The organism is Bradyrhizobium sp. MI1.10 (assembly GCF_055811035.1).
Map to the genome: position 1 here is coordinate 115,660 of NZ_JBVVPN010000011.1, position 11,992 is coordinate 127,651.

Genomic DNA, 11,992 nt, shown 5'->3' on the forward strand with positions numbered 1-11,992 from the left:
AGCTCAACTCACTGGCGGGCGACGGCGTCTACGCGGACAGTCGCGGCACGGCGTCGAACCTGTTCACCACGATATCCCGCTTGGTCTCGTCCACCCGTACCGTCATGTCGAAGCGGCCGTCGTGCAGCTCTTTCGCCAGCACCTCGGAATTCCGATGCAGCCAGCTGATGCCGGCGCCGTCGGAGGCATCGATCGAGAGATCGAGCGTGATGCGCTTGGCCGCCAAGCGCTCCTCGATTGCGGCGAGCAGTGCGTCGACCCCCTCGCCCGACACAGCGGACACCAGCATCGCCGGATGATCCTCCGGCCTGCGCGCGGCGATGTTCAAAAGTTCTTCGCGCTGTTCGGGACCATAACGGTCGATCTTGTTCCAGACCTCGATGATGCGGCCTGAATCATCGGGATTGATGCCGAGCTGGCGCAGCACGGCGTCGACGTCGCTCTGCTGCGCCTCGGCGTCGTCGTGCGAGATGTCGCGCACGTGCAGGATGACGTCGGCTTCCAGCACCTCCTCCAGCGTGGCGCGGAAGGCGGCGACGAGCTGCGTCGGCAAATTGGAGATGAAACCGACGGTGTCCGACAGCATCGCCTTGCCGCCATGCGGCAGGGTGAGCGCGCGCAGGGTCGGATCGAGCGTGGCGAACAGCATGTCGGCGGCCTGCACGTCGGCGCGGGTCAGGCGGTTGAACAGCGTCGACTTGCCGGCGTTGGTGTAGCCGACCAGTGCGACCACGCGATACGGGACGCGCTGGCGGCCTGCGCGATGCAGGCGGCGTGTGGCCTGCACCTTCTTCAGTTCGCCCTCGAGCTTGGAGATGCGCTCCTGGATCAGGCGGCGGTCGGCTTCGATCTGGGTCTCGCCGGGACCGCCCATGAATCCAAAGCCGCCGCGCTGGCGTTCGAGATGGGTCCATGAGCGCACCAGGCGCGAACGTTGGTAGTTGAGGTGCGCGAGCTCGACCTGGAGCGAGCCTTCCTTGGTCTTGGCGCGGCGGCCGAAGATTTCCAGGATGAGGCCGGTGCGGTCGAGCACCTTTGCCTGCAGCTCCTTCTCGAGATTGCGCTGCTGGATCGGCGCAAGCGCGCAATCCATCACCACGAGCTCGACATCGAGGCCCTTGGCGAGCGCGGCGATCTCCTCGACCTTGCCCTTGCCGATATAGGTCGCGGGGCGGATCTGGCTGATCGGCGCGATGATTGCGTCGGCAACGACGAGATCAATCGCGCGTGCGAGGCCGGCGGCTTCGTCGAGCCGGGCTTCCGCGTCACGCAGGACATGAGCTTCCGATTGCGCGTCGGCATTGCCTGCGCGCACCCGCAAATAGGGACCGATGACAAGCACCCGCCCCGTCTGCTTATCCCCTGCCGACCGCGGACGGTCGACATCCCCGTCGAAATTCCGGGGTTCCAATCAGATCACTCTCAAGCCGGCTGGTCCTCGCCGCCTTCGAACAACTGGATCGGAGCGCCCGGCATGATGGTCGAGATCGCATGCTTGTAGACGAGCTGCGAGTGACCGTCGCGCCGAAGCAGCAAACAGAAATTGTCGAACCAGGTCACGATGCCCTGGAGCTTCACTCCGTTGACCAGAAAGATCGTCAGTGGCGTTTTGGTTTTGCGAACGTGATTAAGGAAGGTGTCCTGCAGGTTTTGTGCGCGGTCTGCCGCCATTGTTTTTTTCTCGCTTTGAGTTTCTTTTTATTGCGCCGGTTGCGGCCCTCTTTTGAAAATTCGGGGTCCTCGTCCGGTTGCCGTCCCTCATGAGATCCCCCTCGGAGGGACAGCGGTTCAATTAGAGGACAGGTAGGCTTATTAGGCAAGCCGCTTCACGCGGCAGCCCATGCCGTATTGCCCCGAAAAACTACGGAAATCGATGATTTTCCTCGCCTATTCGAACGACGTCGCAGCGTTAGCCGACGCCGAGCGCCTTCAACTTCCGGTGCAGTGCCGAGCGTTCCATGCCAACAAACTCGGCCGTGCGAGAAATATTTCCTGAGAAACGGCTGATCTGTGCAATCAAATAGTCGCGCTCGAACACTTCGCGCGCTTCGCGCAGCGGCAGGCCCATGATGTGCTCGCCATTGTTGCTGGTCGGCATCGCCGGCACCATGGAGCCGACGTCCTGCGGCAGCATGTCGGCCGTGATGATGACCTCCGGCCCGCCCGCGGCCAGAATCATGACTCTCTCAACGTTGTTGCGGAGCTGGCGCACATTGCCCGGCCAGACATGCGACTGCAGCACCGCCATCGCGTCCTGCCCGATCTGCCGCTTGGGCAGGCCGCTGCCCGCGGAGATCTGCTCCATGAAATAGTCGATCAATTCCGGAATGTCCTCACGCCGCTCCGACAGCGCGGGCACGCGGATCGGCACCACCGAGAGCCGATGATAGAGGTCCTCGCGGAAATGGCCGGCCGCGATCTCCTCTTCGAGGTTGCGCGCGGTGGAGGAAATGATGCGGACGTCGACCTGCACCTTGCCGTTGCCGCCGACGCGCTGGAACGACTGCTCGACCAGCACGCGCAAGATCTTGTTCTGGGTCTCGCGCGGCATGTCCGCGATCTCGTCGATGAACAGCGTGCCGCCGTGGGCCTCTTCGAGCGCGCCGGGCTTGCGCGCGTGCTCGCCGTTGGACTGCTCGATGCCGAACAGCTCGTGCTCCATCCGCTCGGGCGTGATCGCAGCGGCGTTGATGACGACGAAGGGGCCGTCGGCGCGGCCCGAGGCCGTGTGCAACGTGCGGGCGGTCAGTTCCTTGCCGGCGCCGGCGGGGCCAACGATCAGGATGCGGCTGTTGGCCTTGGCCGCACGCTCGATGGTCTGGCGCAGCTGGTTCATGCTGGGCGAGCGGCCGACCAGCGAGCTTGCGCTCGGCGCGAGCTGCTTCAGCTCCTTGACCTCGCGCTTGAGCCGCGAGTTCTCAAGTGCACGGTTGGCGACCAGGATCAGCCGGTCGGTCTTGAACGGCTTCTCGATGAAGTCGTAGGCGCCACGCTTGATCGCGGCGACCGCGGTCTCGATGTTGCCGTGGCCGGAAATCATCACGACCGGCAGATCGGGGTTGTCCTTCTTGACCTGCTCCAAGAGCTGCAAGCCGTCGAGCTTGGAGCCCTGCAGCCAGATGTCGAGGAACACCAGATGCGGCCTGCGGTTGGCGATCTCGGCGAGCGCCGTATCGCTGTCGCGCGCGGTCCGGGTCACGAAGCCCTCGTCTTCGAGGATGCCCGCAACGAGATCCCGAATATCGGCCTCATCATCGACAATCAGAATTTCACTTGCCATGTGTCGCCTGTTTTCTCAGCTGCCTGTTGAGGCTTCGATCTTCGTTGAATCATTGGTCTTTTCAGCCGGCTCTTTGGTTTCGGCGGCCGCCTGTTTTGTTTCCGGATCCTTGACGGATTGCGTGGCCGTTTCGCCGATGTCCGGCTTGGCCGTTGCCTCGGCTGCCGGTTCGGCCCCCTCGCTTTTCGCGGGAGCGCCGGAGATCGCAAAACGCATCCGCATCCAGGCGCCACGCTGGCCCTCGCGGAAATCCGAGGCATCCTTCAGTTCGATGCGCCCGCCATGGTCTTCCAGCACGCGCCCGACGATCGCGAGCCCAAGGCCGGTGCCCTTGGCGCGTGTCGTCACATAGGGCTCGAGCAGGCGCGAGCGCGCCACCTTGGGCAGGCCAATACCGTTGTCGACGACGTCGATCAGAACGTCCTCGCCCTCGCGCGAGACCACGACGTCGATCCGGCCTTTGCCGAGCTCCTCCAGGGGGACCTGCTCGATCGCCTCGGTGGCGTTCTTGACAATGTTGGTGACCGCCTGCGAGATCAGCCGCCGGTCGAACTGGGCGCGCAGCGGATCTTCCTTGAACTCGGCCTCGATATCGATCTCGGGGTGGGCGACCTTCATCAGGAAGACCGCCTGCCGCACTGCGTCGGCGACGTCCTCACCCTCCATCACCGGCTTCGGCATCCGTGCAAAGCGCGAGAACTCGTCGACCATGCGGCGGATGTCGTCGACCTGACGCACGATGGTGTCGGTGCACTGTTCGAAGATCTGCTTGTCCTTGCCCTCGGTGATGTCCTTGCCGAATTTGCGGCGAATGCGCTCGGCGGAGAGCTGAATCGGGGTCAGCGGGTTCTTGATCTCATGCGCGATGCGGCGCGCGACATCGCCCCAGGCCGAGGTGCGTTGCGCCGAGACCAGCTCGGTGATGTCGTCGAGCGTGATGATGTAGCTGTCGTGCGGCTGGCTGGTCTTCTCGGCGCTGACGCGGACCGACAGATTGCGTTCCTGCCCGTCCCGCGTGATCGTGATCTGCCCCTGCACCAGGCGCTGGGTCCCTTCCCGCGCGCTCTTCATCATCTCTTCGAGCTCGGGCAGCACGTCGGAGAGCGGATGGCCGAGCGTCTCGGCTTCGGAGTGCCCGATCAGCTTTTCGGCGGAACGGTTGAGAATGCCGACGCTGCTTGAATTATCCACGCCGATGATGCCGGCGCTCGCGGACGACAGCACCGCCTCGATGAAGCGGCGGCGGCTGTCGATGAGGTCGCTGGCGTTGACGAGCTCGTCGCGCTGGCTGCGCAACTCCTCCGTCATCTTGTTGAAGGTCTCACCCAGCTGGGCGAGGTCGCCTTCCGACTGGTGCACCGGCACTTTCACGTGGAGATCGCCCGTCGACACCGTCTGGGCTGCGTTCATCAGCCGCCGGATCGGCGAGACCAGCGAGTTGGCGAAGTTGAGGCCGATCAGCACCGAGGCCATCAGGATGGTCAGCGCGATCACCGCGAACATCAGCGCGAACGCGACCTGGATGCCGAGCCGGCGCGACTCGATCTGGGCGTATTCGGCGACGCTGACCTCGGTCTGCTTGAGCTGGTTGACGACATTCGGATCGAGCGGCCGCGCGACGTAGAGGAAAGTGTCGCTGAAGGCGCGCAAGCGGACCACCGCGGCGACGAAGCTCGCATCGGGCAGCACCGCGATTTCGGGCTCGGATTCGTTGACGTTGCTGAGGAAGTCCGGTGCCGGCGGCGAATAGGCCAGCCGCATGCCGGTGTCGGCGGATTCGAGAATGTTGGTGTTCTTGTCGATGATCATCGCGCCCGGCAGGTTGCGCGAGGCGGCGCTGGAGGTCAGCAATTCGCGAAACGAGCGGCGATCCTGGTCGTAGAGCGGCCGGGCGTGGGCGATGTCGTTGGCCATGCCGAGAATGTCGCCCCGGATCAGCTGAGCGTGGTCCTGCATGTAGGCGCGCGCGATCGTCAGCGAATTCTGGATCACCTCCTTGGTCGGGCCGGAGAACAGGCGGTCGAGGCCGCGCTCGATGGTGACGTTGGCGACGACGGCGACCAGCACCGCCGGCAGCACCGCCACGATCGAGAACAGGCTGACGATCTGGACATGGAGGCGCGCCGCCGCCCTACCCCGCCGTCGCGCCAGGATCAGCTGCCAGAGTTCGCGGATGATGATGCCGACCAGCAGCAGGATCGTGGCCGCATTGATCAGATAGAACGAGCGGACAACCGCAGGGGTCGGTTCGATCGACGTGAGGCCGGTCAGGACCAGGAACGTCAGGCAGGCCGACAGCAGGGCCAACGCCACGGCGAACGGCGCCAGCCAGCGTCGCGCCGACCAACGCCGGGGCTCTTCCGCTGGGGCCGTGTCAAAGGATGCGGCCGAGGTGTCTGCGCTGGTCATTCCGGCAATGGGTGCTGAAAACGGGGTCCGCGGCGGGCGGATACTGATGTATTCGTACCACATTGTTGCCGAATTGCGACAATTCCGCGGCGCCCACGCCGCGACTGACCCGCGCATCCACAGCGACATGCCGGAGGGCGGGAACGCATCCCGGCCCCAGCGGCTTGACGGGGATGCACAGGTTCTTTCTCGCAATGATGGTGTCGGCCGTGCTGCTGCTGATCGTGGCGGCCGACCTGCTGGTCAATGGTGTCGGGGTGCAGGAGCCCAATGCGAACGTCGCCAGCGCGATACAGGTATCAGGCCGATTTGTCAGATAGGTGTGAGGCCGCGTCCCGCGGCTGAATGACCATTTGAATGTTCCGGCGGAACATTTCAGTCCGATCGGGACTTCTGCTCACCGCGTCAGCCACAACGGCCAGCGCGATCCGGACAGGCTCAGCTCCGCTTGGTAGGGGGAGCTGAGCCACCGTCCGTTGCGGAAAGGCTAGCCCCCGCTCCGATACACCTGGATATCGAGATCCCGAATCTTCTTCCGCAGCGTGTTGCGGTTGAGGCCGAGCAGATCGGCGGCACGGATCTGGTTGCCGCGGGTCGCCGCGAGCGCGGCCGTCAGCAGCGGCACCTCGATCTCTTTCAAGATGCGGTGATAGAGGCCCGGCGGCGGCACGCCGTTCGGGAAGCCCTGGAAGTGCGAGGAGAGATACGCTTCCACGGCGCCGCCGAGATTGTCGACGCCATGCTGGACTGCGGCACCCGGGCTGACCGTGGGTGGCGCCAGCTCGCCGTCGATGACGGAGCCGGTGATCACATCCTGCGGATAGAGCGCCGCGAGGCGGCGGGCGAGGTTCTCGAGCTCGCGCACATTGCCCGGCCAGCGGTGCTGCTTCATCCGCTCCAGCGCCAGCGTGTCGAGCTTTTTCGGCGGCAGTCCGTCCTTCTCGGCCAGCGCGAAGAAATGACGGATCAGATCCGGAAGATCCTCGATGCGCTCGCGCAAAGGCGGCAGCCGCAGCGGCACGACGTTGAGGCGGAAGAACAGATCTTCGCGGAACAGGCCCTGCTGGATCAGGACTCGCAGATCCTTGTTGGAAGCCGCGACGATGCGCACGTCGGTCTTGATCGGAGTGCGGCCGCCGACCGTGGTGTATTCGCCCTGCTGAAGCACGCGCAGCAGGCGGGTCTGCGCCTCCATCGGCATGTCGCCGATCTCATCCAGGAACAGCGTGCCGCCCTCGGCCTGCTCGAACCGGCCGGAGGCGCGGGTGTTGGCGCCGGTGAAGGCACCGCGCTCATGGCCGAACAGTTCGGACTCGATCAAGTCACGCGGGATCGCCGCCATGTTGACCGCGACGAACGGGCCGTTGCGGCGCTTGCCGTAATCGTGCAACGCGCGCGCCACCAACTCCTTGCCGGTACCGGACTCGCCCGTGATCATCACGGTGAGGTCGGTCTGCATCAACCGCGCCAGCACGCGATAGATTTCCTGCATCGCCGGCGAGCGGCCGACCAGCGGGATCGCCTCCATCTCGGCGTCGTCGTTCGGCGTCGCGACCCGCTCCTTGGGCTCGGCCAGCGCACGGCCGACGATGGCGATCAGCTCCTTCAGGTCGAAGGGCTTCGGCAGATATTCATAGGCGCCGCGCTCGGAGGCCCGGATCGCCGTCATGAAGGTATTTTGCGCGCTCATGACGATGACCGGCAAATTCGGCCGCATCTTCTTGATCCGCGGCAGCAGGTCGAACGCGTTCTCGTCGGGCATCACCACGTCGGTGATGACGAGATCGCCCTCCCCCTGGCTGACCCAGCGCCACAGCGTCGCGGCATTGCCGGTCAGCCGCACTTCGTAGCCGGCGCGGGATAGTGCCTGATTGAGAACGGTGCGGATGGCGGTGTCGTCATCAGCAACGAGAATACTACCTGCGGGCATCGTTAATCCTCATTTTGCCCCCTGTGACGCAGACGACGACTTCCCGGCAGAGCCGTCGCGACTGCTTTGATCGGCATGTTTCACCGATGTGGAATACATCGGCATCAGCACGCGGAAGGTGGTCTTCCGCGGCTGAGATTCGCATTCGATGATGCCCCCGTGGTCCCCGATGATCTTTGCGACCAGCGCGAGGCCCAGACCCGAGCCGGTCTGCTTGGTGGTGACGAAGGGATCGAACAGATTTGGCAGGAGATCGTCCGGCACGCCTGGTCCGTTGTCCTTCACGCAGAATTCGAGCGGCAGGGATACACGGGATTTTTGACCGGGGACTGACAGGCGCACGCCGGGACGAAACGCGGTGGTGAGCTGGATTTCGCCGTCGGGAACGTCGATCAGCGCTTCGGCGGCGTTCTTCACGAGGTTGAGGAACACCTGGATGAGCTGGTCCTGGTTCGCCAGCACCGGCGGCAGCGAGGGATCGTAGTCCTCGACGAAGCGGATGTTGCGGGCAAAGCCGGACTGCGCCAGCCGTTTGACGTGATCGAGCACCGAATGGATGTTGACGGGGCCGCGCACCACGGGGCGCTCGTCGCCGAACACCTCCATGCGGTCGACCAGAGTCACGATGCGGTCGGCCTCGTCGCAGATCAGCCGCGTCAGCATGCGGTCTTCCGAGGAGGCCTGCTGCTCCAGGAGCTGCGCCGCGCCGCGGATGCCGGAGAGCGGGTTCTTGATTTCATGCGCCAGCATCGCGGCGAGCGCGATCACCGAGCGCGCGGCGCTGCGATGGGTGAGCTGGCGGTCCATCTTGTCGGCGATGGAGCGCTCCTGGAGCATCACCACGATGTGGCCGGGCCGTTCCGTGACGGGGGCAACGTGCAGATCGACCTGGCGGTCTCCGCCCATGCGTGGCGTGCCCAGATCGACCTTGTATTCGTTGACCGGTGCGTTCGACGAACGCACCTGGTCAATCAGCGCCAGCAAGGGGCTGCCGAACGGCACCAGCTCTTTCAGCGACTGCCGCTTCAAGAACTGCGTCGAGATATCGAAGAAGGCTTCGGTTGCGATGTTGGCGGCGACGATCTTGCCGTCCGGCCCGATCATCAGCGTCGGATTGGGCAGTGCGTCCAGGATGGCATCGCTGTCGGACGGAAACGGCCGACGATGTTCAGCGGCTGAGCTCATGCAGCGGCGCTCCATGCGAAGTCGTCGAAGGCATCTTGCAATGACCGGTGGACAAGGCGCGGATCCTCCGAGGTGAGGATTTTCTGGCGCCAGGATTTCAGCTTCTCGGCCGGCGCACGGCTCACATCGGCCGCGACGTCGAGGGCCCAGCCGAGATGTTTTCGTGCGTGCCGCAGACCGACGCGCAGGCCGTAGAGCGCGCAGACGCCTTCATAGAGCGTGCGGACATAATGCAGCTGCGTCTCGAGCGACGGCGTGGCTTCCGCCGCCCCGCCCTTCAGGCGCCGGCCGATCTCACCGGGCAGCCAGGGCTGTCCCTGCGCACCGCGGCCGATCATCACGGCATCGGCGCCGGAGGCCTCTAACGCCGCGAGCGCCTTCTCGTAAGTCGTGATATCGCCATTGACGACGAGCGGAATGGAGATGGCGTCGCGCACGGCGCGGATCCCGTCCCAATCGGCCTCGCCCTTGTAGAATTGGCAGCGGGTGCGGCCGTGCACGGTGACGAGCTTGACGCCTGATGCCTGTGCGCGCCGCGCCAGTTCCGGTGCGTTGCGGGTGCGGTCGTCCCAGCCGAGCCGCATCTTCAACGTCACGGGCACCTTCACCGCCGCGATCGTCGCTTCGATCAGGCTCACGGCGTGGTCGAGGTCGCGCATCAAGGCGGAACCGGACTGGCCGCCGGTGACGTGACGGGCCGGACAGCCCATGTTGATGTCGATGATATCTGCGCCTTCGGCTTCAGCGATCCGGGCGCCCTCTGCCATCCAGTGCGTCTCACAGCCGGCGAGCTGGACCACGTGCGGACCAATACCCGTGGCTTCGCAGCGCAACCGGGACATATGATGGCCATTGGCGAGTTCGTCGCTGGCCGTCATTTCGGAGACGACGAGACCGGCGCCGAGCTCCGCGGCCAGCCGGCGGACGGGCGAGTCAGTCACCCCCGACATCGGCGCCAGGAAGACCGGGGTGGCGACATCAATATCGCCTATCTTCAATGGCTTAAAGCCAGATACTGCCGAGCCGGTCACAGGGGTCTCGTTGCGTTGGCAGCGCCTCATCGCGCCTGCCATGACCTATCTTGCGCACAATTCTTGTGCAGTCAAGCGTCATGCCTACAGTTTAGACAGTTCTGCCGATCTTTCAAGTGCAGTGCAGCAAAATGCTGTTTCCCACAATCCGGGGAAACCCCCTTTTTTTGCGGGCCTGCCGTGCTAGAGGCATGCGGCAATCACCCCACCCCCGACTCTCTTCATCATCAAATGAGTATTTGAGTCCTATGGCGAAATCACAGCGCACGGCGGTCGTTCTCGTCGCGGCCGGACGCGGCCTGCGCGCAGGCGCCGGTGGCCCCAAGCAATATCGCGAGATCGGCGGCGTACCGGTAATCTATCGCGCCATGGAGGCCTTCAGCCGTCATGCGGACGTGTTCGCGGTTCAACCGGTCGTGAACCCCGACGACAGCGCCATGTTCACGGCAGCGGTCGCAGGGCTCAGCCACGAGGCTCCGGTCAATGGCGGCGCGACCCGGCAGGCCTCGGTGCTCGCCGGGCTTGAAGCGCTCGCCAGGCACAAGCCCGACATCGTCCTGATCCATGACGCCGCGCGCCCTTTCGTTTCGGAAGGCGTGATCACCCGCGCGATCGATGCGGCCAGCCGCACCGGCGCCGCGATCCCCGTCGTTCCCGTCACCGACACCATCAAGGTCACCGGCGAGAACGGCAATGTCGAGGACACGCCGGACCGGGCGCGGTTGCGGATCGCACAGACGCCGCAATCCTTTCGCTTCGACGTCATCCTCGAAGCGCATCGTCGCGCGGCCAAGGACGGGCGCAGCGATTTCACCGACGATGCCGCGATTGCCGAATGGGCGGGATTGACGGTTGCAACCTTTGAAGGCGATGTTGCCAATATGAAGCTCACCACTCCCGAGGATTTCGTGCGCGAGGAAGCGCGGTTGGCCAGCCTGCTCGGCGACATCAGGACCGGCACGGGCTATGACGTGCACGCCTTCGGCGAGGGCGACCATCTCATGATTTGCGGCGTGCGCGTGCCGCACACCAGAGGCTTCCTGGCCCATTCCGACGGCGATGTCGGCCTGCATGCGCTGGTCGACGCCATCCTCGGCGCGCTCGCTGACGGCGACATCGGATCGCACTTTCCGCCCAGCGACGCGAAGTGGAAAGGCGCCTCCTCCGACCAGTTTTTGCAATACGCCATCGAGCGCGTCACCCAGCGCGGCGGCCGCATCGCCAATCTCGAGGTCACCATGATCTGCGAGCGGCCGAAGATCGGTCCCTTGCGCGACACCATGCGCGCGCGCATCGCCGAGATTTCCGGCGTCGACATTTCCCGGGTCGCGGTCAAGGCGACCACCAGCGAGCGGCTCGGCTTCACCGGCCGCGAGGAAGGCATCGCGGCCACCGCGAGCGCCACCATCCGTCTGCCCTGGAGTGTCTAGGCCATGGCTGGCAGCGACGCACGCGCCCTCTCCCGCTCGCTGCTCGATCTGTGCCGGATGCGCAAGCTGACGATCGCGACCGCGGAGTCCTGCACCGGCGGTCTCGTCGCGGGCGCGCTGACCGACATCCCCGGTTCGTCAGACGTCATCGATCGCGGCTTCGTCACCTATTCCAACGATGCCAAGCGCGCCATGCTCGGCGTCGAGGCCGGCACGCTTGCGAATTTCGGCGCCGTCAGCAAGGAGACCGCAACAGCTATGGCGGTCGGTGCGCTGGAGCGTGCCGGCGTCGATCTTGCGGTCGCCATCACCGGCATTGCCGGCCCTGGCGGTGCCACGCCTGGCAAGCCGGTTGGCCTCGTCCACTTCGCCGCCGCCGCGCGCGACGGACGCATCGTTCACCGCGAGCATCGCTTTGGCGCGATCGGCCGTTCCGCCGTGCGCCAGCGCTCGGTGGTCGAGGCGCTGCGCATGCTGATGGATCTCGCCCGCGGCCCAGTCCAGGCCAAGCCGCGCCGTGAAGCCGCGGTAACCCGCCTGCGCCCCCGCGTGACACGCTCGCCGCGCCGGCACGCCGTCAAACGCAGGACTCCGCGCTCGCCGCGGGGGTGACTCCCGTAGCGGGGGGGGGGGGGGGGGGCCGGGGGGGGGGGGTGGGGGGGGGGGCGCGGGGGGGGGGGGGGGGGGGGGGGGGGGGGGGCGGGGGGGGGGGGGGGGGGCGGGGGGG

The 11,992-nt window shown here is 65.4% G+C and carries 10 protein-coding genes; 3 read left to right on the forward strand and 7 right to left on the reverse strand.

Annotated elements, in window-relative coordinates:
• Positions 1 to 28 precede the first annotated feature (28 nt).
• The 4 genes from hflX to AC0L3K_RS14005 form a co-directional block, all read right to left on the reverse strand.
• Positions 29 to 1,411, reverse strand: a complete 1,383-nt coding sequence (gene hflX, locus AC0L3K_RS13990; protein WP_007591124.1) for a GTPase HflX — start codon at positions 1,409 to 1,411, stop codon at positions 29 to 31.
• Positions 1,412 to 1,422: 11 nt separating this feature from the next.
• Positions 1,423 to 1,671, reverse strand: coding sequence for an RNA chaperone Hfq (hfq, locus tag AC0L3K_RS13995; protein ID WP_007591126.1), 249 nt, complete (start codon positions 1,669 to 1,671; stop codon positions 1,423 to 1,425).
• Positions 1,672 to 1,909: 238 nt separating this feature from the next.
• Positions 1,910 to 3,280 (reverse strand): nitrogen assimilation response regulator NtrX, encoded by a 1,371-nt coding sequence (ntrX, locus tag AC0L3K_RS14000; RefSeq protein ID WP_007591127.1) that lies wholly within the window; start codon positions 3,278 to 3,280, stop codon positions 1,910 to 1,912.
• A gap of 15 nt (positions 3,281 to 3,295) precedes the next feature.
• A complete protein-coding gene (locus AC0L3K_RS14005; protein ID WP_219684285.1) occupies positions 3,296 to 5,689 on the reverse strand; it encodes a sensor histidine kinase in 2,394 nt (797 codons plus the stop codon).
• A gap of 173 nt (positions 5,690 to 5,862) precedes the next feature.
• Between AC0L3K_RS14005 and AC0L3K_RS14010 the strand changes: the two genes are divergently transcribed.
• Entirely contained in the window at positions 5,863 to 6,009 is a 147-nt protein-coding gene (locus tag AC0L3K_RS14010; RefSeq protein ID WP_219684372.1) for a hypothetical protein, read from the forward strand.
• Between the two features lie 167 nt (positions 6,010 to 6,176).
• On the opposite strand, the gene ntrC is transcribed toward AC0L3K_RS14010, so the two are convergent.
• From ntrC to dusB, 3 genes are read right to left on the reverse strand one after another with little or no spacing between them, the layout of a single operon-like run.
• On the reverse strand, positions 6,177 to 7,619 hold the full coding sequence (gene ntrC / locus AC0L3K_RS14015; protein ID WP_007591133.1) for a nitrogen regulation protein NR(I): 1,443 nt from the start codon (positions 7,617 to 7,619) through the stop codon (positions 6,177 to 6,179).
• Positions 7,620 to 7,628: 9 nt separating this feature from the next.
• Positions 7,629 to 8,804 (reverse strand): two-component system sensor histidine kinase NtrB, encoded by a 1,176-nt coding sequence (locus AC0L3K_RS14020; RefSeq protein WP_007591135.1) that lies wholly within the window; start codon positions 8,802 to 8,804, stop codon positions 7,629 to 7,631.
• Positions 8,801 to 9,802, reverse strand: a complete 1,002-nt coding sequence (gene dusB / locus AC0L3K_RS14025) for a tRNA dihydrouridine synthase DusB (RefSeq protein ID WP_219684284.1) — start codon at positions 9,800 to 9,802, stop codon at positions 8,801 to 8,803. Before dusB ends, AC0L3K_RS14020 begins: the two co-directional genes overlap by 4 nt.
• Positions 9,803 to 10,083: 281 nt before the next feature.
• Between dusB and AC0L3K_RS14030 the strand changes: the two genes are divergently transcribed.
• Both AC0L3K_RS14030 and AC0L3K_RS14035 read left to right on the forward strand, forming a co-directional pair.
• Entirely contained in the window at positions 10,084 to 11,265 is a 1,182-nt protein-coding gene (locus AC0L3K_RS14030) for a bifunctional 2-C-methyl-D-erythritol 4-phosphate cytidylyltransferase/2-C-methyl-D-erythritol 2,4-cyclodiphosphate synthase (protein ID WP_354128230.1), read from the forward strand.
• A 3-nt stretch (positions 11,266 to 11,268) separates the two neighbouring features.
• Complete coding sequence (locus AC0L3K_RS14035) at positions 11,269 to 11,877, forward strand: CinA family protein (protein ID WP_219684280.1); 609 nt, start codon at positions 11,269 to 11,271, stop codon at positions 11,875 to 11,877.
• Positions 11,878 to 11,992: the final 115 nt, after the last annotated feature.

Bases quoted from the DNA above. Each gene is read 5' to 3' on its own strand.
- hfq (WP_007591126.1), bottom strand. From the start codon at position 1,671: ATGGCGGCAGACCGCGCACAAAACCTGCAGGACACCTTCCTTAATCAC.
- ntrX (WP_007591127.1), bottom strand. From the start codon at position 3,280: ATGGCAAGTGAAATTCTGATTGTCGATGATGAGGCCGATATTCGGGAT.
- AC0L3K_RS14005 (WP_219684285.1), bottom strand. From the start codon at position 5,689: ATGACCAGCGCAGACACCTCGGCCGCATCCTTTGACACGGCCCCAGCG.
- AC0L3K_RS14010 (WP_219684372.1), top strand. From the start codon at position 5,863: ATGCACAGGTTCTTTCTCGCAATGATGGTGTCGGCCGTGCTGCTGCTG.
- ntrC (WP_007591133.1), bottom strand. From the start codon at position 7,619: ATGCCCGCAGGTAGTATTCTCGTTGCTGATGACGACACCGCCATCCGC.
- AC0L3K_RS14020 (WP_007591135.1), bottom strand. From the start codon at position 8,804: ATGAGCTCAGCCGCTGAACATCGTCGGCCGTTTCCGTCCGACAGCGAT.
- AC0L3K_RS14030 (WP_354128230.1), top strand. From the start codon at position 10,084: ATGGCGAAATCACAGCGCACGGCGGTCGTTCTCGTCGCGGCCGGACGC.
- AC0L3K_RS14035 (WP_219684280.1), top strand. From the start codon at position 11,269: ATGGCTGGCAGCGACGCACGCGCCCTCTCCCGCTCGCTGCTCGATCTG.